The 21155-nt window shown below is 58.0% G+C and carries 16 protein-coding genes and 3 pseudogenes; 9 read left to right on the forward strand and 10 right to left on the reverse strand.

Features of this window, described 5'->3' with window-relative positions; all coding sequences use genetic code 11:
* Positions 1-307: 307 nt before the first annotated feature.
* A pseudogene (locus O3W47_RS07125) lies at positions 308-1119 on the forward strand (chromate resistance protein ChrB domain-containing protein).
* A 5-nt stretch (positions 1120-1124) separates the two neighbouring features.
* Positions 1125-2525, forward strand: a complete 1401-nt coding sequence (chrA, locus tag O3W47_RS07130) for a chromate efflux transporter (RefSeq protein WP_059755853.1) — start codon at positions 1125-1127, stop codon at positions 2523-2525.
* A 142-nt stretch (positions 2526-2667) separates the two neighbouring features.
* Here chrA and O3W47_RS07135 read toward each other — a convergent pair whose 3' ends face one another.
* Together O3W47_RS07135 and O3W47_RS07140 are read right to left on the reverse strand one after the other, a co-directional pair.
* Complete coding sequence (locus O3W47_RS07135; protein WP_059755595.1) at positions 2668-3267, reverse strand: NADPH-dependent F420 reductase; 600 nt, start codon at positions 3265-3267, stop codon at positions 2668-2670.
* A 26-nt stretch (positions 3268-3293) separates the two neighbouring features.
* Positions 3294-4046, reverse strand: a complete 753-nt coding sequence (locus O3W47_RS07140) for a 3-oxoacyl-ACP reductase family protein (protein WP_059755594.1) — start codon at positions 4044-4046, stop codon at positions 3294-3296.
* A 111-nt stretch (positions 4047-4157) separates the two neighbouring features.
* On the opposite strand from O3W47_RS07140, the pseudogene O3W47_RS07145 reads away from it, so the two are divergent.
* Positions 4158-5088 (forward strand): annotated as a pseudogene (locus tag O3W47_RS07145) (LysR family transcriptional regulator).
* A gap of 27 nt (positions 5089-5115) precedes the next feature.
* Here O3W47_RS07145 and O3W47_RS07150 read toward each other — a convergent pair.
* Positions 5116-5640, reverse strand: a complete 525-nt coding sequence (locus O3W47_RS07150) for a DUF6428 family protein (protein ID WP_059755591.1) — start codon at positions 5638-5640, stop codon at positions 5116-5118.
* Positions 5641-5683: 43 nt separating this feature from the next.
* Between O3W47_RS07150 and O3W47_RS07155 the strand changes: the two genes are divergently transcribed.
* From O3W47_RS07155 to O3W47_RS07165, 3 genes are read left to right on the forward strand one after another with little or no spacing between them, the layout of a single operon-like run.
* A complete protein-coding gene (locus O3W47_RS07155) occupies positions 5684-6025 on the forward strand; it encodes an ArsR/SmtB family transcription factor (RefSeq protein WP_035242396.1) in 342 nt (113 codons plus the stop codon).
* 17 nt (positions 6026-6042) lie between these two features.
* Positions 6043-7245 (forward strand): arsenite efflux MFS transporter ArsK, encoded by a 1203-nt coding sequence (arsK, locus tag O3W47_RS07160; protein ID WP_059755589.1) that lies wholly within the window; start codon positions 6043-6045, stop codon positions 7243-7245.
* Positions 7246-7297: 52 nt separating this feature from the next.
* The gene (locus tag O3W47_RS07165) at positions 7298-8104 is read left to right on the forward strand and encodes a sulfite exporter TauE/SafE family protein (RefSeq protein WP_059755587.1); all 807 of its coding nucleotides are present in this window, start codon (positions 7298-7300) and stop codon (positions 8102-8104) included.
* A gap of 12 nt (positions 8105-8116) precedes the next feature.
* On the opposite strand, the gene arsH is transcribed toward O3W47_RS07165, so the two are convergent.
* Genes arsH through O3W47_RS07195 form a run of 6 tightly spaced genes read right to left on the reverse strand, consistent with a single transcriptional unit; the run spans position 8117 to position 11638 of the window.
* Complete coding sequence (gene arsH, locus O3W47_RS07170) at positions 8117-8893, reverse strand: arsenical resistance protein ArsH (RefSeq protein ID WP_059755584.1); 777 nt, start codon at positions 8891-8893, stop codon at positions 8117-8119.
* Positions 8820-9242: an arsenate reductase (glutaredoxin) gene (gene arsC, locus O3W47_RS07175; RefSeq protein WP_059755583.1), complete on the reverse strand. Its 423-nt coding sequence runs from the start codon at positions 9240-9242 to the stop codon at positions 8820-8822. Before arsC ends, arsH begins: the two co-directional genes overlap by 74 nt.
* A gap of 2 nt (positions 9243-9244) precedes the next feature.
* On the reverse strand, positions 9245-10303 hold the full coding sequence (arsB, locus tag O3W47_RS07180) for an ACR3 family arsenite efflux transporter (protein ID WP_059755581.1): 1059 nt from the start codon (positions 10301-10303) through the stop codon (positions 9245-9247).
* 1 nt (position 10304) lies between these two features.
* Entirely contained in the window at positions 10305-10832 is a 528-nt protein-coding gene (locus O3W47_RS07185) for an arsenate reductase ArsC (protein ID WP_059755579.1), read from the reverse strand.
* A 15-nt stretch (positions 10833-10847) separates the two neighbouring features.
* On the reverse strand, positions 10848-11288 hold the full coding sequence (arsN2, locus tag O3W47_RS07190; protein ID WP_065656325.1) for an arsenic resistance N-acetyltransferase ArsN2: 441 nt from the start codon (positions 11286-11288) through the stop codon (positions 10848-10850).
* Positions 11285-11638 (reverse strand): ArsR/SmtB family transcription factor, encoded by a 354-nt coding sequence (locus O3W47_RS07195; protein WP_059755572.1) that lies wholly within the window; start codon positions 11636-11638, stop codon positions 11285-11287. Before O3W47_RS07195 ends, arsN2 begins: the two co-directional genes overlap by 4 nt.
* Before the next feature lie 233 nt (positions 11639-11871).
* Between O3W47_RS07195 and O3W47_RS07200 the strand changes: the two genes are divergently transcribed.
* A complete protein-coding gene (locus tag O3W47_RS07200) occupies positions 11872-12489 on the forward strand; it encodes a hypothetical protein (RefSeq protein WP_059755570.1) in 618 nt (205 codons plus the stop codon).
* Between the two features lie 44 nt (positions 12490-12533).
* Positions 12534-14504: an AAA family ATPase gene (locus O3W47_RS07205; protein WP_065656322.1), complete on the forward strand. Its 1971-nt coding sequence runs from the start codon at positions 12534-12536 to the stop codon at positions 14502-14504.
* Here the strand turns inward: O3W47_RS07205 and O3W47_RS07210 are convergent.
* Positions 14460-15035 carry a type II toxin-antitoxin system VapC family toxin gene (locus tag O3W47_RS07210; RefSeq protein WP_065656321.1) on the reverse strand — a complete coding sequence of 192 codons (576 nt, stop codon included), beginning with the start codon at positions 15033-15035 and terminating at the stop codon, positions 14460-14462. The genes O3W47_RS07205 and O3W47_RS07210 overlap by 45 nt on opposite strands.
* A 509-nt stretch (positions 15036-15544) precedes the next feature.
* Here O3W47_RS07210 and O3W47_RS07220 point away from each other — a divergent pair.
* Positions 15545-21109: pseudogene (locus tag O3W47_RS07220) on the forward strand (DUF3320 domain-containing protein).
* The last annotated feature ends 46 nt before the right edge of the window (positions 21110-21155 follow it).

The following is a 21155-nucleotide window of genomic DNA, read 5'->3' on the forward strand; positions in this document are numbered from 1 at the left end:
TTCAGCCTGATGATCATCCCGCCCGGTGTCTGCTTATCGCTCGCGTCATGGAACACGAGAACCTCGCTTTCTAGCTGGCCAGCGTTTGCGCTCCAACGCATTCGAAGCCGCGCATAATTGGTTACGCTAGTTGGACTATTTTGGTCGGCCTGATTTCGTCAGTTACGGGATGTCTGGGGCAAGTGCGGGATGGGCCTTGACATCGCTCGGCGGCGGTGCAAATTTTTAGATATGGGGTAGCGATCACCCCACGAGGCCACGGCCGAAGAATCGCGTCCTTTAAACCCGAGAACCGGAGGGACGCGTTATGCCGTCATTTCTTGAAATTACATCCGAGAAGCTAAACCGCATCATCGGCCTGCCGAACGCGCCGATGATCATCGACGTCCGCAACGACGAAGACTTCGCTACCGATCCCCGCCTCATACCGGGGTCAGTGCGCCGCGATTACCGCGTGGTCACGGAATGGGTCCACGAGCTGAATGGACCGTCCGTCGTTCTTTGCCAGAAAGGCCAGAAGCTTGGCCACGGCGTTGCCGCTCATCTCCGAGCAGCTGGCAAAGTTGCAGAGGTCCTCGAAGGGGATTTGAGGCATGGCGTGAATCAAAGGCAGCTCTTATCCCCGTTGAAAGTCTGCCACCCCGTGACAGCCGCGGGAGGACTGTTTGGGTCACTCGCTCGCGGCCGAAGATCGACAGGATTGCCTGCCCGTGGCTGATCAGGCGTTTCGTCGACCCGTCAGCGGTATTCCTGTTTGTTCCTGCTGCAGAAGTCTCGGCAGTTGCCGACCGGTTCAATGCCACACCCTTCGACATTGAAGAAGTATTCTGGAGTCACCGCGGCGAGCTTTGTACTTTCGATGTCATGGTCGAAGAATTCGGCCTCGGGACCGAACCCATGCTCTGTCTCGCGACGATCGTTCGGGGAGCAGATACATCGAGGCCTGACCTGGCCCCCGAAGTTGCAGGCCTGCTGGCAGCATCGCTCGGCCTCTCTCGCATGTTCAACGACGACCTCGAGCAACTCGAAGCGGGCATGACACTCTATGACGCGTTCTACAGATGGTGCCGTGACGCCACCGACGAAACGCACAACTGGCCAAACCCGAGGAAGGGATGACGACCATGACCGACCTCACGAAGGCCAGCGCGCACGATGACGCAGCAGGGAACGACATCGTTCCGCTCTCCGAAGCGATAAAGGTATGGACGCGTGTGGCGGCGCTGAGCTTCGGCGGCCCCGCTGGCCAGATCGCGGTCATGCACCGTATCGTTGTCGACGAGAAACGTTGGGTGGGTGAACACCGATTCCTCCACGCGCTCAACTACTGCATGCTCCTGCCAGGGCCGGAAGCCCATCAACTCGCCATATACATCGGCTGGCTACTGAACAAGACAAAGGGCGGCATGATTGCTGGCCTTCTGTTCGTGCTGCCTGGTTTCCTCTCGATCCTGGCGCTCAGCTACATCTATGTGATCTTCGGCAACGTAACCGCAATCGAAGGCATGTTCTTCGGGCTGAAATGCGCCGTCCTTGCTGTCGTCGTACAGGCGGTAGTCCGCATCGGCAGCAGAGCGCTCAAGAACAAGGTGATGGTCGCTATAGCTGCGGCGGCCTTCGTCGCGATCTTCTTTCTCCACGTGCCGTTTCCGCTCATCATTATCGCTGCCGGCATTATCGGCTGTTTTGGAGGAAGGGCGGGCTTCGGCGCTTTCAAAGCTGGCGGGGGCCACAAGTCCGGGTCGGGCAAGATACTCGAAGATAGGGATTCTGTCCTCGGTGAGGAAATCCCGGATCACGCCAAGCCTAACCTTTTATGGTCGCTGAAGACTTCAGGTGCTCTGGCGGCGCTCTGGCTCATTCCAGTCGCGGTACTCGTCCTCGTACTCGGTTGGGACAATGTTTTTACGAAGATCGGCCTGTTCTTCAGTCAGATGGCTGTTGTGACGTTCGGCGGGGCCTATGCAGTCCTGGCCTATGTCGCGCAGGCTGCCGTGGAAAACTATGGCTGGCTTCGTCCAGGCGAAATGCTTGATGGTCTCGGCATGGCGGAGACGACTCCCGGTCCCCTCATCATGGTCACGCAGTTCGTCGGGTTTTTGGCTGGTTACCGCGATCCGGGCACGTTGACTCCGTTAACCGCAGCGACCCTCGGCGCGATATTGACGACGTGGGTAACGTTCCTGCCGAGCTTCCTTTGGATTTTCGCCGGAGCGCCGTTTATCGAGAAGATGCGCGGCAACTCGGCGCTCGGCGGCGCAATGTCAGCAATCACTGCGGCTGTGGTTGGCGTTATTCTCAACCTTGCGGTCTGGTTCGGGCTTCACGTGCTATTTTCCGACGTCAGGTCCGCTGCGTTCGGCCCACTCACACTGGACGTACCCGTGCTCGGTTCGCTCATACTGCCATCTCTGGTCCTGACGGTCTTGGCGGCCATCGCCATTTTTAGGCTCAAGCTGTCGGTCATTACGACTTTGGCCATATCGGCCTTGCTTGGGATCGGCTGGACATTGGCGGTGGCGTGAAGCGTCCGCCTTTGTGTCGTCCTTTCTCTGGGGAGACCAAGGCGTTCATTTTACTCTTCGAGGCTATATGAGTGGTGTCCGGGAGAGGCATGTTATCAATGATGGCGTTCGGCCGGAGGCGAGAGCTTCCGGCCGACGTTCGTCATCCAAACTTCACGAGGTTAAGTGCTGGGAGCGGACCGCCTGGAAACTGCACCAGTTTTCCACCGATCGAGACCGCACCGAGGTCAATCCCCGCGAAGCCCAGCTTGGCGATCAGCGCTCCCACTTCGGCCTTCGACCGCGCGTCGTCTCCCGAATAGAAGAGGACGCGGCTGCCACCTTCGGCGCGTGGATCACCAGAGAGCAGATGCGGAGGGAGATGGTTGAACGCCTTTACGACACGAGCGCCCGGCACCAGGCTTGCGAAGACTTCCGTCGACAGCCGGCCATTGAGTTCGGCCGGCTGAAAGAGCGGACGCTCGATCGGGTTGTTGGCGTCGATGACGATGCGGCCGGCCCAATCCGGAACACCCGCCAATGCCTTTGGCAACTTCGACCAAGGCACGGCGACCAGCACGAGATCGGCCTTGGCCGCTTCCTCGATGGTGCCTGCCGTGATGTGTGGCGTCAGTTCGGCTGCGAAGTCCCGAAGCGTCTCGGGACCCCGACTATTGGAGATCATTGCGGCGATACCGTTCCGGGCAAGCGCGCGGGCGAATGCGGAGCCGATCTCGCCGGCTCCGATGATACCGATAGACATGGGGAGTCTCCAGGTTGGATTTATGATCAGGCGGTGAAGCCGCCGTCGGCGACGATGTCAGCACCGGTCACGAAGGCAGCCTCCGGACTGGCGAGATAAGCCACGACGCTCGCAACCTCGTAATCCTTGCCGTAGCGGCCGATCGCCATTCCGGGGCCGACGATCTTCGAGACGGGACCTCCATCCGGATTCATGTCGGTGTCGGTCGGGCCGGGGTGCACGGTGTTCACGGTGATCCCCTTGGGGCCGAGGTCGCGAACGAGGCTGCGGTTGAAGCCGGCGACAGCTCCCTTCGTCAGCGTGTAGAGAGAGGCAGTCGGGAAGGCCGCATAGCGGACCATCGACGAGCCGATATGGATGATCCGTCCGCCCGACTTCATGCGGCGCGCAGCTTCCTGCGTGCCGACGAACACACCCGTCACGTTGACCGCGATCATGCGCTCGTAGTCTTCGAACTTGATGTCCTCGATCGGACCACCGAGTGCGATGCCGGCATTGTTGACGAGGATATCCAGGGAGCCGAAGGTTTCCTCGGTCTTGGCCACGGCGGCCCGAACCGATTCAGGATTTCCGGAGTCGGCATGGATGGCGATCGCACGTCCGCCTGCGGTTTCGATTTCCTTTACGACTGCCGCTGCCTTTTCCGGCGATGCGCTGTAGGTGATGGCTACTGCGGCTCCATCAGCAGCAAGACGCTTTGCGATGGCGGCACCGATCGAACGGGACCCGCCGGTGACGAGAGCGGTCTTGCTGGACAGTTTCAGAGAGGTGTTGGTCATTGCGATAACTCCGTTGCTTGGTTTCGATGGAGTGAATATCGCCCTCTTATTCCTCTTTTATTAGATGCAATTGGCTGTTATTGCTTTCAAGTAATCGTTGAAAGAGGCATCATGGAAACACTGGCAAATCTGGAGTCCTTCGTCCGTAGCGCCGAGTATGGCAGCTTCTCTTCAGCGGCCCGCAGGCTGGGGTTGACGCCAGCGGCCGTAAGTAGGAACGTCGCGGCTCTCGAATCCAACTTGAAGCTCCGGCTCTTTCAGCGCAGCACGCGAAGTCTGACGCTCACGGAGGCTGGCGAGCGCTTCCTTTATTCGGTCCGTGACCACTTGGAGAGCCTTCAAGGTGCGATTGCCGAGGCATCCAGTGAACAAGCGGAGCCGGGAGGCGTGCTGAGGCTCAGCATGAGCCCTACCTTCGGAGTGGAATACATCCTTCCGACCTTGCCCGAGTTCATGCACCGTTACCCGCTAATCAGGCCAGAATGGATGTTCGAGAACCGTCAGGTTGACTTGATCGCCGAGGGCTACGACGCGGCGATCGGTGGCGGATTCTGAGCTGACGCCGGGCATCATCGCAAAAACCCTTGCCTCCGCCCACATCATCGCGGTTGCCTCGCCATCATACATGCAGGACCGCGTTCCGCCTCACGATCCGTCCGGGTTGATCGAGCTGGACGGGATCGTCATGCGTTCATTGCGGACAGGTCGAATTCGGCAATGGCAGATGCGCAACGTCGCGGGCGAAGAGCAGCCGGCGGGGCTGAAGGAGAAGATTGTCGTCAACGACCCGGCCGCAATGCGATCAGCCGCGGTTCTGGGGCTTGGCGTCGCCATGATCGCCAAACCCGATGTATTGCCATACCTTGAGAACGGTGAGCTTATCCGTCTTGTCCCAGCTTGGTACGCGGATGCGGGTCCGATTTCGATCTACTATGCGAACCGAACCTTGCTACCCACCAAAACCCGAGTGTTTATTGATTTCATAGGTGAAGTCTTTCAACGCGAAAGGTGGCCAGAACGGTTTGCAGGTACGTTGGGATAGTCCGCTATTGGCGCAGGTCGCGAGTTATCATCGTGAGCAGCATTCAGTCGGTATATGGGTGCCGCAACAGGCGGTGGTCCTCGCGTTGTTTTCGGCCAGCCAGCGGTCACGCGGTTTGCAACTCGCTGGTCTCGGAATCAGCGAGACATTAAGGACGCCGTCGGTGTCCACAGGTTCTTCCGCGCAAAACAGTTGCATCGGTCGAACGCCGTCGCTGACCTCGAATGTCAGCTTCGCGGAGCCGTCGAGACGGACGTGTTCGGAAACCTTGCGGACGATGGCCGAGAACTTCCCGGCTGTCATATGGGTCCGTTCGCCTTCCTCGATATCCCAAAGCTGCACGAAAATTTCCGACCAGGCTTCCGGATTTGCACCGCAGTCGAGCGCGGAGAACTGGCCAGCTTTGACCTCGGTCACGTGATAGCCAGGCTTCACGGTCTTACCATCGTACAGGAAGACCAATGGCAGGTCCGGTGTCTCTGCCGCCCTGCTTAGTAATTTCCCGAGCGAGATGTCGGTTTTGTCGAAATGGCTATTGTCGATCGTGCTCATTTGTGGATATCCTCTATTTCAACAATTCAAGGATTATTGAAATATGGATGATCGTCAAGCCCTCTCTTCGTTCGCCGCACTCGCACAGGAAACCCGTCTCTCCATCGTGAGGACCCTGGTCGTCGCCGGCCCTGAAGGTCTAGCCGCCGGCGCGATTGCCGAACGAATGGGCGTCTCGCCATCGAATGTCTCGTTCCACCTCAAAGAACTCGAGCGCTCCGGTCTCATCGTCCAGCGCCGGGAGTCGCGTTCGATCCTTTACAGCGCAAGCTACGACACACTGGCCGACCTCGTGACGTTCCTGATGGAAGACTGCTGCGCGGGACATCCCGGTATTCGTGGGTCCGTCGAGCGATCCGCCAGTTGCTGCTCAAACGAAGCATAGGCTGAAGGAATACGTCATTGCATTCGACCAAGGTTCCAGCGCGCATCGTCTCCGCTCTCGGTGTCACGCAGATCATCGGCTACGGCACTCTCTACTATTCCTTCAGCATCCTCGCCCCCGGGATGGCCAAGGATTTCGGCATCAGCGTGGAGCGGGTCTTCGCCATCTTCTCGGTCTCGCTGTTCATCGGCGGGCTGTCTGCTCCCTTCATCGGCAGGCACATGGACAGGATCGGCGCGGCGACCGTGATGACCCTGGGATCGGCATTTGCGGCGTTCACCCTGGCGCTATGCGCGTGGTCACCATCCATGGCACTCTTCGCCCTTGCGATCGTCATGCTGGAGGTGTCCTCCGGGATGGTCCAGTATCAGGCGGCCTTCGCCACACTGGTCGAAAGCGAACCTCGGACGGCCTCCCGTAGCATCACCTATCTGACACTCATCGGTGGCTTTGCCTCCACAATCTTCTGGCCGATTGCTGCCACACTGACCGGATACCTGTCTTGGCGCGAAATCTATCTTGTGTTCGCCGCGCTGAACCTGCTCGTCTGCATGCCGCTGCACTACTGGATCATGCGTGACGTGAGGAACGGCTCCAATACGGGCGAGATACGAACCCGCGAGGTGGTCGTTGGCGCTCTTGAGCCGCAGGCGCGCCGCCGTGGCATGCTGCTGGTCTCCTTCGCCTTCGCGCTGTCGGGCTTCACTCTCGCCGCGATACTTGCCCACATGGTGCCGATGCTCGGCGCGATCGGACTTGGCAGTGCGGCAGTAGTGATCGGTTCCCTGTTCGGTCCGGCACAGGTCATGAGCCGCCTGATCAACATGGTCTTCGGAAAGAGCCTGTCGCCGCCGGCGCTTGCCATTGTGTCCGCGGCGCTTATGGTTGTCGGGGCGGTGATACTCGGGGTGTCAGGTGATTGGCTGCCCGGTGCGGTGGCTTTCGCCATCTGTCTGGGCCTTGGGTCAGGGATCAACAGCATCGCTCAGGGGAGCCTCCCACTCTATCTCTTCGGGTCCGCCGGTTACGGCGCGATCACGGGCAAGATGGCTGCGGCAAGGTTGGCGACTGGCGCAGCCGCACCGTTTGCATTCGCGGCGGCAATGAACCACTTCGGGACAACCATCTCACTTTTCGTGATCGCCGCGCTGGGTACGCTTGGAATCCTCGCGTTCATCGCGGTCGCCTCATCGGTGCGTGGCGACCGCGTTGCCTCATAATGGAAGAGCGTACATAAGAGTCCGCGGATCACCGTCATGAAAGCCAAGCCCCGTGAACACCCCGATCAAATCCACGACGTCACGCAGTCATCCGGCCGCTTTCGGCGGCGGAGCCATCATCAGCGCACTCGGCGGGTTGATCGGGCTTGGAGGCGCGGAATTCCGTCTGCCGCTGCTCATCGGCGCATTCAACTTCGCGGCTCTCGAGGCGGTGATCCTGAACAAAGCAATGAGCCTTGTCGTAGTGTCTTCCGCCCTGCCGTTTCGAGCCGGCACGATCCCTTTCAGCCAGATCGCATCGAATTGGCCGATCGTGCTGAACCTTCTTGCAGGGAGCCTGATCGGTGCTTGGTTCGGCGCAGGATGGGCCACCCGATTGAAATCGGAGACCCTCTACAGGGTGATAGCCCTTCTTCTCGTCGCAATCGCCGTCGTGCTGGTGCTTGGCCACGGCACCTCGGTCGGCCAACCGCTGCTGACGGGAAGCTGGCAGATTGTCGCGGGAATATCCGTCGGCTTCGTGATAGGCATCGTTGCGTCGCTGCTGGGCGTCGCCGGGGGCGAGTTGCTCATTCCGACGTTGGTTCTGCTCTTCGGCGCGGACATCAAGCTCGCCGGGAGCCTTTCACTGGCGGTGAGTCTTCCCACAATGCTGGTGGGCTTTACCCGCTACAGCCGCGACCAGAGCTTTTCGGTTCTGGGCTGCAACAGGGTATTCGTTCTCGTAATGGCCGCGGGATCAATCGTGGGGACGTTTGTGGGCGGCCTACTCCTCGGCATCGTCCCGAATTCTGTCCTTCTTCCCGCGCTCGCCGTGATCTTGTTGCTGTCAGCCGTGAAGGTTTGGCGACACGGCTGACAGCATTCATCCCTAGATCGATTTGAGCTGGACGCGCTTTTCGAGTTCGGCCGCCTGTTCCTTCCGCTCACTGTATCGGTCTGTCAGGTGGGCCGAGGCGTCCCTTGTCAGCAGCGTAAACTTCACCAGCTCCTCGCAGACGTCCACGACGCGGTCGTAATAGGAGGAAGGCTTCATCCTGCCGTCGGCGTCGAACTCCTGGTAGGCCTTGGCGACGGACGACTGGTTCGGGATCGTGATCATCCGCATCCAGCGGCCCAGCACGCGCATCTGGTTCAGCGCGTTGAAGGACTGGCTGCCACCGGAGACTTCCATGATCGCCAGCGTCTTGCCTTGCGTCGGCCGGATCGATCCGAGCGACAAGGGAATCCAGTCGATCTGCGCCTTCATGATGCCCGTCATCGCACCGTGGCGCTCGGGGCTAACCCAAACCTGGCCTTCCGACCATTGCGACAGCTCGCGTAGCTCCTGCACTTTCGGATGGCTGACCGGAGCCTCGTCGGGAAGCGGCAGTCCCCTCGGATCAAACATCCGCACCTCGCACCCCAACCGCTCGAGCAGACGTCTGGCTTCATGCGCGAGCAGCCGGCTGTAGGACACCTCCCGGAGCGAGCCGTAGAGGATTAGCATACGCGGCTTGTGAGTCGAAAACGCTGGACGCAACGCGTCGAGGTCAGTTTGGCGAAGATGCCGCTCCTGCAAAGCGGGAAGGGTCTCAGACAATGCGCTTTCCCTCCTGGTCGAGGACCTGCTCGCCGTCTTCCTTGAAGAACGCTCCCTTGAAGCCATCCGGCAGGATGTCGAGGACGACCTCGGAGGGTCGTGCAAGTTTGGTGCCGAGCGGTGTCACGACGAACGGACGATTGATGAGGATAGGGTTCTTCAGCATGGCGTCGAGCAGCTCATTGTCCGTCAGTTCCAGATCGTCGAGACCCAATTCAGCGTAAGGCGTGCCCTTCTCGCGGATCGCCTGTCGGACTGTCAGCCCAGCATCGGAGATCATCCTTGCCAACTCGTTGCGCGACGGCGGCGTCTTGAGATACTCGATGACGGCCGGTTCGATCCCGGCTGCGCGGATCATCTCCAGCGTGTTGCGGGACGTGCCGCAGGCGGGGTTGTGATAGATGGTGGCGTCCATTGTCATGTCCTTTCAGTGATGGTGTTCCGGGAGACAGCGGGAGCTGCCTCGTACCAGCCCTTGGTGCGGTTCACGGCCCAGACGACCGTGAGCATCACGGGGACCTCGATGAGTACGCCGACGACTGTCGCCAGCGCCGCGCCGGACTGGAAGCCGAACAGGCTGATGGCAGCCGCGACCGCGAGTTCGAAGAAGTTGCTAGCCCCGATCAATGCCGAAGGCCCGGCGACGCAATGGCGCTCCCCCGACATCCGGTTCAGGAGATAGGCCAGCCCGGAGTTAAAGTAGACCTGGATCAGGATCGGGACGGCCAAGAGAGCAATAATTGTCGGCTGCGCGATGATCTGCTCACCCTGGAAGCCGAAGAGGAGAACGAGCGTAGCGAGCAGGGCGACAAGCGAAAGCGGTTGCAGCTTCGCCAGCATGGCGTCCAGCGCCTTCGTCGTGCCGTCGGTGGTCAGCCGCCCTCTCAGGACCTGGGCGATGATGACCGGGACCACGATATAGAGGACGACCGACAGAAGGAGCGTGTCCCAGGGCACGGTGATGGCCGACAGCCCGAGCAGCAGCCCGACAATCGGCGCGAAGGCGACGACCATGATCGCATCGTTGAGGGCGACCTGGGAGAGCGTGAACAGCGGTTCGCCGCGCGTCAGGTTGCTCCAGACGAACACCATCGCGGTACAGGGGGCGGCCGCGAGGATGATCAGGCCAGCGATATAGGAGTCGATCTGGTCGGCCGGCAGATAGGGACGGAAGAGCCATCCGATGAACAGCCATCCCAGCAGCGCCATGGAGAACGGTTTGATGGCCCAGTTGATGAACAGGGTTACACCGATGCCGCGCCAATACGTGCCCACCTGCACCAGCGAGCGGAAATCGATCTTGATGAGCATTGGGATGATCATCAGCCAGATCAGGACGGCGACGGGCAGGTTCACCTTCGCGACCTCAGCCGCACCAATGATCTGGAATACATCGGGCATCAGATGGCCAAGGGCGACGCCAACGACGATGCAGAGGAACACCCAGATGGTCAGATAGCGTTCGAAGGTAGACATCTCATTCGGCCTTTGCGGACTTGGCGGAAGCGCCTTCGAGCGAACCGATCCGGCGGACGTGCTGCTCGAGCGCCAGGCGATCGATGGAAGCCAGAGGCAGATTGATGAAGGCCATGATGCGGTTCTTGAGGAAGCGCGCGGCCTGTGCAAACGCCCGCTGGATTTCGACTTCGGAACCCTCGACGGCTGCGGGGTCTTCGACACCCCAATGTGCAGTCATCGGATGTCCGATCCAGACCGGGCAAGCCTCGCCGTGCGCGCTGTCACAGACGGTAAAGATGAAGTCCATTTCGGGCGCGCCCGGCTGTGCGAAAACGTCCCAGCTCTTCGACGAGAAGCCAGTCGCCGGATAGCCGAGGACGTCCAGTTCCTTCAGGGCATGTGGATTGACTTCGCCCTTAGGCTGGCTGCCCGCGGAAAACGCCTGGAAGCGCCCGCCGCCCTCTTTGTTGAGGATGGATTCGGCGAGAATAGAACGTGCGGAGTTGCCCGTGCACAAGAAGAGCACGTTGTAAGTCTTGTCAGTCATGGTCGTTTTCCGTGGTTAGGTCGGAGTTCTGTTGAATTGCATGATCGTTGCAGATGCCGGGCAGATGCCCGACAACTGACGGGTCGCGAGAACGGCGGGCGGCACATCTGCGCGCTCGACCACAGCGAAGCCAAGGCTTTCGAAGAACGGTGCGGCGGAGGTCGTCGCCAGAAAGACCGCCGAATTTACTTTGACGGCCTTCAGCGTTTCCCTGGTTAGCGATGTTCCAAACGCCTTGCCGCGATGCTCAGGCAATATGACTATCGATCTGAGAAGCACGTCGTCGCCGCACGCCTCGATGCCAGCATAACCAACCGTGCCGCCATCTGATGAAACCGCCCTGAAAAACGAGCGCCCAGTGTCTTCGAGGTCTTCGGTTGGAAGACCGGAAGCCGACAGCGCCAGTTTCAGTTCGAGATCGCTCCCCGTGACTGGCTCCAGCCTAATGTTGCTCATGACACTTGCACCCCGGGAATGCAGCAGGGCGTGAGTTCGGCGATCAGCGGTGCGCAGAGGTCGGTTGAGCCGCCGCAGCAATCTTTTAAAAGGAAGAGAGTCAGATTACGTAGCCCCTCCAGATCGGCTCGATAGATGATCGAGCGGCTTTGCCTCTCATTTGTCACGAGGCCCGCTCGCGTCAGTGTGGCGAGATGAGCGGACATGGTATTTTGCGGAATGTCGAGAAGTCGTGCGAGTTCGCCAGCCGGTACGCCATCTGGCTCATGCCTGACAAGGAGCCGGAATGTATCCATCCTGGTGGATTGTGCGAGGGCAGCAAGCGCCGTAATTGCTGAATCTTTTTCCATATATCTACAATGCTGGATATATGGATTTTTGTCAAGGCCTTTAAACTACGATCTTCTGAAGTGCTTTCGTCTTATATTTTTGCCTAAGTCATTGCTGGAAGTTGACATTATCAAATCTGTTCTCTAATTGTTCACACATGAAAAATCTTACCCGCCTCATACGAATAGGTTGATCTCCGCCCGCCGTGACATTCGCGGCGACGAGCAACTGTGTTTTGTTGAGGTTTTAGAAAATGGGTATCGCACAGCGCGCGAAGTCGCTCCGCGCAAGCCGTCATTCTGCTTCCATCCGTACGCTCTATCCAATGGCCACCGTTAAATGCGATGGCCCCCCAGTCTTCCGATCACAGGCGGCGCGTGATGCTGCCTGCCTGTTTGACGTTAACCCATCAATCACGTCATGGCACTGCATGCCACTCTCGCTCGATTACGGTGGTGGCGTCCACGTCCCTGATTTTGGTATTCTCGACGATGATGGCGGGCGCTTGTTAGTCGATGCGTCCGACAGGGTGATGCTGGTCGACGTAGGCAGGATCGAGGCCGCAGCCCAAAACCATGGCGTCAGATATCGACGTCTGGTGACCGATGAAGTCTACGATGGCCCGCGTCTTCAGAATGCCAAAGACCTGCTTCGGTATGGCGGTACGGTTCTAGCGCTCGGTGACCGTTTGCGATTACTCGCCGTCTTGGAAGAGCACGGCAATCTGACTGTCGCCGAATGCCTGACAGTTTTTACCGAAACCAAGCCAGTTGCCGGACTGGCCCAGATGATCTTGCGCGGTTTCGTCGAAGTCGATCTCGATACGGAATTACTCGGCCCCGAGACAATGGTGCGGCGGATACGGACCTGACCGCCCGTAATCGTCATCATCATTCCCCGTGTTCCGAGGCATACATGCAGTCTTATAGCGATAACCTGATCGCCAATCGCGATCCGTTCCATAGCTCGAAGTACGAGCTTACCCTGCCGACCCATCTAGCCATCATCGCAATGTCGAGATCGATCCGCCAGTTCCTGAAAAGGCGATCGTCGTTCGTCGCGGTTTTCGTCATGCCGCCGAAGGCAGACATCCATGCCTACAAGATGGCCGCGAAATGGTTGCTTGAGGGGACTGTGCCGGTTGGCGGCGAACACGGGAACAACTACGTTCTGTTCGTCGGTGAAGAAACTGAAGTTGCCGACGAGTTCGCTGGCTTCAGGAAATTGAGAGAACTCAAGCGGGCGATCATTCTTCTCCATGACGATGAGCTTCTATCGGATGAGGTCCGCATTGCGGCCGATATCGTTGTTCGTTTGCCGTTACCGGCTCCAAACGATTACCGAATTGCGGGACAGCGAATGGGTTTCGGGACTATCACGAATGCCGATGCCGATTTTTTGGCGAAGCAATCTCCCAAACGGGTCGAACTCGGTTGGCGGCGCGGACGATCCATGGCAGTCAGCATTGGGCGTCTCCGTCGGTATCCACATATCGAAAAAGGAAAGCCCTTCTCCGACCCGTCGTCGGCGGGACCGACACTGCACGACCTGTCCGGATATGGTGAGGCCAAAGCCTGGGGTCTCGAACTTGCCGAGGACATCACGGCATGGAAAGCGGGAGTTCTCACCTGGGATGATGTCGATTGCGGCGTCCTGCTTTCCGGCCCTCCGGGGTCGGGTAAGACATCTTACGCGGCTGCGTTGGCGAGGACCTGCGACGTACCGCTCGTATTGGGTTCCGCAGCCCGTTGGCAGGCAACCGGTCACCTCGGTGATATGCTCAAAGCCATGCGGAAAGCGTTCTCCGAAGCCGCAAGACAGGCACCTTCGATCCTGCTGATTGACGAGTTCGACAGTTTTACCAGCCGCGATGATCGGACCGGTAGCAACGACAACTATCATCGTCAGGTCGTCAACGCGCTCCTGGAATTGTTAGATGGCACCCAGTCGCATGAAGGCGTCATCGTCATCGGCGCAACGAACTATCCAGACATCATTGATCCGGCGCTTCTTCGAGCGGGTCGGCTTGAACGCCACTTTTCCATTTCGCTTCCGGATGAGGACGCGCGTCACGGCATCTTCCGTTTCTATCTCCGGGGAGACCTTGCCGACGAAGTGCTGGATGGTGTCGTGACGGCAAGCGACGGTTGGTCTGGTGCGGACATCGAACGGTGCGTCCGGGATGCACGACGTAACGCGCGACGGACGAAGCGACCAATTGCCCTCGTTGATCTCATCGCCGCAGTGCCGCAAGTGATGCCGGTTCCGTTGGCGGTACAGCGTTGCGTCGCCGCGCACGAGCTCGGCCATGCCATCGTCGGTGTTCTACTGGAGGCCGACGCGCTGGTGTCAGTCTCGATCCAGAGAACCATCCGGGTCGGCAGTCGATCACAATCTCTGGGGCACACGGCGTTCGAGGAGCGACTGTTCAGTCGAAGGACTTCGACGTATTTTCGAAACAAGATCGCCACGCTTCTGGGTGGTATCGCGGCCGAAGAAGTGTTGTTCGGGGAATTCGGTAGTGGTGCTGGTGGCGATCCATCGGCCGACCTCAATCGGGCAACTGATCTAGCGACGATGATGGAAACTAGGTGGGGTCTTGGGAAAACGCTGTCTGTCGAACCTGGCGACAGTCCACGTGAATTGTCTGCATTCCGTCACCGCCGCAAGGCTCTCAGCAAATCAGTCGAGGCGACATTGCAGGTGGAGTTTCGGCGGGCGAAATCCCTGCTCGAAGAACATAGGGATGCCCTTCTCGATCTTCATGTCGGTCTTCTGCGGGAGGGCAGTTTGGCCGCCGCGGTGGTCAGAGCTGCCGTAGAAAGGAGCGAGAGCTTCGGTCTACCTCATAAAGCCAAAACCGCTGGATACGAACTCGGGCAATGAACGCGGCGTCATTCCGTAATCGTCGTCGGGTATCACAGCGTGGCATGGAACGTGCCATTGAACTTCAACGGGGTGAAAAACGCCCGGCAACGGAAAGTACCTGTCTACCAGGACGAAGTCTTTCACATTAAATGTGGCTATAGGCATCTGATGGGCGATCGACAGGGCCGCGAACAGGAGATCATGCCCAATCTTATCCCTCTTCTGCTCCGGGCTAGGGACATAGAGATGGCGAAGCGGACCGACGGTCGTCATTTCGGCATAAAGGTCAGCAGCCTTGGACGTAAGTTCAGCGAACTGGAAGTCCACGGAAAGAATGTCATCGATCCAATTTTGGAGTCGCATTGCTTTTTGTGGATCGTGTTTCAAGGCCAGATGGGCACCTCGCCTCAACTCTGCTATAGCGGGAAACGAGATGGCGAGTGAATCTGCTCCCATGGCTCTCATCCAGGCACGTAACCCTGGCGGAGGTCGTTGCAAACCGGCATTGCTCAGGATGTTCGTATCCATCAGAAAAATGAGGTCTGCCATTTCGAAACCCTCGGATGCAGGTGAAAGCACCAAGGGTCGTAATCGGCATGTGCCGGTTTTTGGTAAAAATTGGGTTGAAAAATATCATAGTCGATAATTGGAGGAAGGGGACGATGTCACGAAACTGGACCATCGATGAGGCATCTGCCGACCTGTCGAGTCTACTTGAAGCGGCACGGACGTCGTCGCAATATATTGTTGCTCCCAATGGCAGGTTTGAGGTGTCGTTCAGGCAAACTGGAGGCAAATCCCTAGATAATATCCTGGATAAGGAAGGGCCGCTGAAACCGGGAGATATCGCACCTCAAGTGTAGTCTAGGCCGAAGGTGCTTGCATAGCATTTTTTCGGGCATCACGCCTTGGTGCCTTCAATATCAGATTTGCGCCGGCGGCCTCTGACATGCTGTGAAAAAGTCAGAGGAATACTGCAAGTTGTTATCGTCTTTCCGGTATTGCTACTAGACGTTCTAAATCGATTGTGCATTCTCACTGGAAGCAGGGGGCATGCCATGACAAATTTGATTTCTGACACAGACCAAAACGCTGAGAATTCGGTTTTCCAGAGCTCGCTTTCAGTTGAGGCCAAGATTGAGCGGGCACGAACTGAATTGCTTGACTTTTCGGCGCGTAATCGCCTGCTGAATGTCCCCGGTTCTCAAAAAGCGCGAAGACCGTCGATATCGTCGACGAGCGTTCCTCTGAGGTCTTCCGTATTCTTGTGAGCGAAGGCAAGGCGATGACCTTTCTCGCAGGCGCAAAGGGCCGCGACTCCAAAAACGGGGAGGGCTCGGAAGACCTGATCGAACTCGCGCTGCCTGAGGACGATGACAGAGATGAGAACGGTCGCCTCGTAAGGCATGGTGACACCAAACTCCAGACAAGGATGACTCCGAACGCGCTTCAGAAGCGCCTCCTCGATCTATATTTCGACGCGAGGACCCTTGAGGAAGAGCAGGGGGTTAACATCCTCTATCTCGGACTCGGCACGTTAAAATGGATCGATCCAAACAACTCCGAGAACATCCGATACGCCCCTCTCATCCTTGTTCCGGTTATGCTGGAGCGCGGCAGCGCAGCCGAGCGGTTCAAACTGAAAGCGCGGCAGGAGGACTATGCTTCCAACTTGTCACTCGAAGGTTTTCTGGATCGCGTCCACAAGATCACGATGCCGGCGTTTGAAGCAACCGATCAATTTTCCTTTGACGATTACGCCGCGCAGGTAGCTGCGGCGATTCCATCTCAAGCCGAATTGGTCTGTCCAACCCGACGACATCGTCCTTGGCTTCTTTTCATTCGCAAAATTTCTGATGTACCGCGACCTCGACCCAAGCCTTTGGCCGCAGAACGCCAAGTTCACCGATCGCCCACTTATCACCTCCCTGGTTTCGAACGGTTTCACCACGGGTGAGGAGTTATTGTCTGAGGACGCGAATATCGACGCGCACATATCTCCGAGTGAGATGACGCACATCGTCGACGCGGATAGTTCACAGACAGCAGCGATCCACGAAGTCCGCAGGGGACGCGACCTCGTTATTCAGGGGCCTCCGGGAACCGGCAAGTCCCAGACCATTGCAAACATTATCGCTGCTGCGGTGGCAGATGGTAAGACTGTCCTCTTCGTGGCTGAAAAGATGGCCGCTCTTGAGGTTGTCAAACGTCGCCTTGATAACGCCGGAGTGGGAGACGCCTGCCTTGAGTTGCATTCGAACAAGGCGAACAAGCGTGCTCTTCTCATGGAGCTTCAGCACACCTGGGAACTGGGTGCTCCCCGGGGCGAGTCCGCGGACGCGCTGAACAGGAGCCTGGTGGACGCGCGTGATAGCCTGAATAGTCACCCCGCGCGTCTCCACGAAAAGTACCAACCGTACGGTCTGACGCCGTTTCAGGTGATTGGGCATCTGTCGCGGTTGCGACGGATCGGAATGCCGCCATCGGACATTGAGCTTGCAGATGCAGTCAACTGGACGCCTGACTATCGCGAGCGGGTTGTCGCGCTGTTGACTGAACTTGCGCAGCGTATCGATGATATCGGGCTTCCTTCGACCCATCCCTGGCACGGCGTCGGCCTGACAGGAATTAATCCTCTCGATCTCGAACGATTAGTCGTGAGATTAAATGACGCCAAAACTTTTTCCGAGCGTGTAAGCGACGGGATGAGATCAGTCACGGATGCGCTGGAAACTGAACCTTCGAAAACCTTCACGGCATTTGCTGCAAGCGTGAAGGTTGCTGAACGCCTAGCAACGAGACCTGAAGCCGCGGACTATGAGGCGCTTGGAAATGGCGTGTGGTTAGATGCGTTACCCGGCGTAGATCGCCTGATCAAAGACGGTGCTGAATATAGCCGGCTCGCCGCGGAAGTTGATAAAACGATGGTTGCAGCCGCTTGGGATGCTGATCCGGCTTCACTAATTAGCATATTCCGGCGTCTACCTTCGGATTTCCCGCAGCCAGGGTTTGGGACCATCGCTCAATTGAACGGGCTAATCCCGCGCTTTTTAAGCGCTGCGATGTCGTTGGGAACGACGCTCGGGGTGAAGGCATCACCGACTCTCGGATCAATTTCACGATTGGTTACGATTGGCGAACGCGTTGCCGAAGCACCTGATGTCAGCCCAGACGCTTTCGTAGCCGCAATCTGGGAACGGGGGTTGGAACAGGCGGGTGATCTCGCCGAGGCGGTAGCAACCTACCGCAATATCCAGACGGAATTGGCGGGAAAAATCGCCGACCAAGCCTGGGATATGGATTTCGGGGCCATCCGCACCGCGGTAGCAATGCACGGGGACCGTCTCCTCAAATTCCTCAGCGGCGATTGGAGAAGAGCGAAGGCGCTGCTAAAAACTGTGATGCCGGAGACGCCGCCCGCAGAAACCGTCCGCATTCTCGATCTCCTTCAGAAGGGTAAAGACGCCCGCAATACGATCAGAGAGGGTGACGGTCTTGGACGCTCGGCATTTGGAGCCGACTGGCGTGGCGAGAAATCTGATCCACGTCCACTTGAGAGCCTGGTCCTTTGGATGAGAAGCCTACGAGGTGTGGGATCGGAAGCTCGGGCGATCGCGGGTAGGCTGACAGATAAATCAGCGGTGGCGTCTCGTTGTGAGCAGGTCCGGGCTTTGCTTGATGAAACCCGTCGAGTGCTTCTTTCTCTTTGGACAGATATGGGGTCGGGTAATGCCGAATTTTTCGGTGGTTCGTCGGACGTCGACGAGATATCTTTGCTCCAGGCCGCGCCTGCAATTACCGATCTGACGAATGCGGATGCGGCGTTTTCGGATTTGCTTCATCTGCCGCTTACCGATGCCGCAGCCCGGGTGAAAGCCCTTGGGACCCTCGCGACGGCGCAGCGTTGCAAGCAAACGCTGGAAACCAGCGGCGTCATTGGCGTCGCTGCGTTCGGATCACTTTGGTCAGGAGCTACGTCAAACTGGCCGAAACTCTCTCAAATCTATGCTTGGTCGACCTCAAACGCTGACATTCGCAGGTTGGCGTCTCGGGTCAATGACCCAAGTTCGATCTACGCTCATGCTAAAGAAGCCTCCGCCCTCGGAAGAGAGTTCCTCGATCGGATGACCGAACTCTTGGCGATTCTGAAATCGGATACCGAGACGCTGTTCGGCGTGGGCGTGGTAGCTGATGCTCCACTTGATGAAATGATCCGAAAGCTAGGCGATTGGATTGCCAACGAGGAGCAGCTTTCGAAGTTTGCGGCGTTTAATGGCCGAGCAAATGAGGCCGCAGAGGCCGGGGTTGCGGAGATCGTTGCTCGTCTGGAGGATGGACGTCTAACAACGGCGAACGTCATTCCGTACTTTGAAATGGCTTACTACGAGGCGTTGCTCAGGGACCAGCACGACAGGACGCCGGAACTCGCGCGTTTCGACGGAGAAGTACACAATCGCCTCGTCGCCGATTTTGCCAACCTTGATCTCGGTCGTATGAAGCACTCGAAGCTGGAGGTCGTCCGCGCCCACCACCGCAAGATTCCTTCTGTCAGCGGTATCGGGCCAGTAGGTGTCCTACGCGGTGAAATGGCCCGCCGTCGAAACCATATGCCGATCCGGCAACTGATGCAGCGGGCGTCTCCCGCAATTCAGGCGCTCAAGCCCGTCTTCATGATGAGCCCGCTTTCCATTGCGCAGTTTCTTCCCCCAGGTGTCATTGAGTTCGACCTTCTCGTGATGGACGAGGCAAGTCAGATACAGCCCGTTGATGCATTGGGTGCTGTTGCGCGTGCGAGACAGGTTGTGGTCGTCGGCGACGAGCGTCAGCTTCCGCCAACGATGTTCTTCTCGAAAATGACATCCGACGGATCGGAACAAGATGACGAAGATGACGGCGCAAAGGTGTCGGATATCGAAAGTATCCTCGGGCTGTTCTCCGCGCGAGGTCTTCCGAGCCGTATGCTGCGGTGGCACTACCGTAGCCGCCACCAATCGCTGATCGCAGTGTCGAACAGCCAGTTCTATGAGAACAAGCTTTTCATCGTACCCAGCCCTTATACGGCGGAGGCCGGTATGGGGCTACGCTTCCACCACGTCCCAGGTGGCGTGTTCGAGGACAGCGTGAACAAGGTCGAGGCGAAGGTGGTTGCCGAAGCTATCATCAGGCATGCGCTCGAGACACCACATCTCTCGTTAGGCGTAGCCGCATTTTCGATAAAGCAGCGTCGAGAAATCCAGGACCAACTGGAACTGCTTCGTCGTCTCAATCCGGAAACGGAGCCCTTTTTTCATTCACATCCGACAGAACCCTTCTTTGTCAAAAACCTCGAGAACGTGCAGGGCGACGAGCGCGACGTCATCCTAATCTCGGTGGCTTACGCGAAGAATGCCCAGGGCTACATGAGCATGCGCTTCGGTCCGCTTGGCGCAGAGGGTGGCGAACGCCGGCTCAACGTGCTCATCAGCCGTGCAAAGCAGCGCTGTGAGGTCTACGCCTCGATTGCGGACGAGGATATCGATCTCGAGCGCGGTAAGGGTAAAGGTGTGTTCGCATTCAAGCTGTTCCTTCACTATGCGCGTACGGGGCGGCTATCAATGGCTGCTCGGGCTGACCGCGGAATGGATAGTGTGTTTGAAGAGCAGGTCATGGCCGCACTTCAGGACAGGGGTTATCAGGTCCATCCGCAAGTCGGTATCGCCGGGTTCTTCATCGATCTGGCGGTTGCAGATGATCAAGTGCCGGGTCGCTATCTTGTGGGGATCGAGTGCGACGGTGCGTCGTATCACAGCGCGCGATCGGCCCGCGAGCGTGACCGCCTACGTCAGGCGGTACTTGAGGACCACGGTTGGAATATTCACCGTATCTGGAGTACCGATTGGTTCCAGCGACCTAAGGCGGAACTCGAACGGCTTATTGAAACAATAGAGCGAGCAAAAGCCGATGCGATTGCGGGAGGTAGTGGTCCGGCAGCGAGGAAGCGTGCTGTGCCTGTTGAGGTCGTTACAATTGATCGAGCGGACGTTACTGAAATAGGGCTGCAGGAGGTGGGTTCGGCTGTAGACGTCAACACTCCCTACGAAGAAGTCTCTTTGTACGTCAATACGTCTTCGGAACTGCATGAAGCCCCTCTGTCGGTGTTAGGGACGCTGGTGAAAAATACGGTAAGAACTGAGAGCCCAATCCACAGCGGTGAAGTCATCACCCGTATCCGCACCGCGTGGGGTCTGCAGCGGGCAGGTGGGCGAATTGAAGCGCATGTCAATCAAGCTATCAAGCTTTTGGTTGACCGTAGAGAAGTCGTTCGGTCCGGTGATTTTCTTCTTGAACCCGATTCCGAAATCAGACTACGTGATCGTAGCTCTGTTTCCTCTGCTAGCCTTCGTCGGCTTGAGTTGCTTCCCCCGATGGAAATCGATCACGGTCTCAAAGCGATTATTGATCAAAGTCTCGGTGGTACCGAGGAGCAGGCAATCAACGCTGTTGCTCGTGGACTCGGCTTCAAGGCGACAAGCGCGCAACTCCGGGAGATCATTCGCGGGCGCATTGAGGTCCTCGTTACACAAGGCGAGCTTGAAATGGGGGATGGAATGTTGGTGCCTGTGCAGAAGAATCTGGCTGGGTGATCGACGACGAATACACGCGTTGGCATTGTAGAAGACGCGACGCAAG

Origin of the sequence: Agrobacterium sp. LMR679, from assembly GCF_027157905.1 — a bacterium.
Taxonomy (GTDB): Bacteria; Pseudomonadota; Alphaproteobacteria; order Rhizobiales; family Rhizobiaceae; genus Agrobacterium; species Agrobacterium leguminum.

Bases quoted from the DNA above. Each gene is read 5' to 3' on its own strand.
- O3W47_RS07135 (WP_059755595.1), bottom strand. From the start codon at position 3,267: ATGTCTATCGGTATCATCGGAGCCGGCGAGATCGGCTCCGCATTCGCC.
- chrA (WP_059755853.1), top strand. From the start codon at position 1,125: ATGACCGACCTCACGAAGGCCAGCGCGCACGATGACGCAGCAGGGAAC.
- O3W47_RS07150 (WP_059755591.1), bottom strand. From the start codon at position 5,640: ATGAGCACGATCGACAATAGCCATTTCGACAAAACCGACATCTCGCTC.
- arsH (WP_059755584.1), bottom strand. From the start codon at position 8,893: ATGGCTTCAAGGGAGCGTTCTTCAAGGAAGACGGCGAGCAGGTCCTCG.
- O3W47_RS07185 (WP_059755579.1), bottom strand. From the start codon at position 10,832: ATGACTGACAAGACTTACAACGTGCTCTTCTTGTGCACGGGCAACTCC.
- O3W47_RS07140 (WP_059755594.1), bottom strand. From the start codon at position 4,046: ATGACCAACACCTCTCTGAAACTGTCCAGCAAGACCGCTCTCGTCACC.
- arsC (WP_059755583.1), bottom strand. From the start codon at position 9,242: ATGGACGCCACCATCTATCACAACCCCGCCTGCGGCACGTCCCGCAAC.
- O3W47_RS07210 (WP_065656321.1), bottom strand. From the start codon at position 15,035: ATGGCAGACCTCATTTTTCTGATGGATACGAACATCCTGAGCAATGCC.
- arsN2 (WP_065656325.1), bottom strand. From the start codon at position 11,288: ATGAGCAACATTAGGCTGGAGCCAGTCACGGGGAGCGATCTCGAACTG.
- O3W47_RS07200 (WP_059755570.1), top strand. From the start codon at position 11,872: ATGGGTATCGCACAGCGCGCGAAGTCGCTCCGCGCAAGCCGTCATTCT.
- O3W47_RS07195 (WP_059755572.1), bottom strand. From the start codon at position 11,638: ATGGAAAAAGATTCAGCAATTACGGCGCTTGCTGCCCTCGCACAATCC.
- O3W47_RS07155 (WP_035242396.1), top strand. From the start codon at position 5,684: ATGGATGATCGTCAAGCCCTCTCTTCGTTCGCCGCACTCGCACAGGAA.
- O3W47_RS07205 (WP_065656322.1), top strand. From the start codon at position 12,534: ATGCAGTCTTATAGCGATAACCTGATCGCCAATCGCGATCCGTTCCAT.
- arsB (WP_059755581.1), bottom strand. From the start codon at position 10,303: ATGTCTACCTTCGAACGCTATCTGACCATCTGGGTGTTCCTCTGCATC.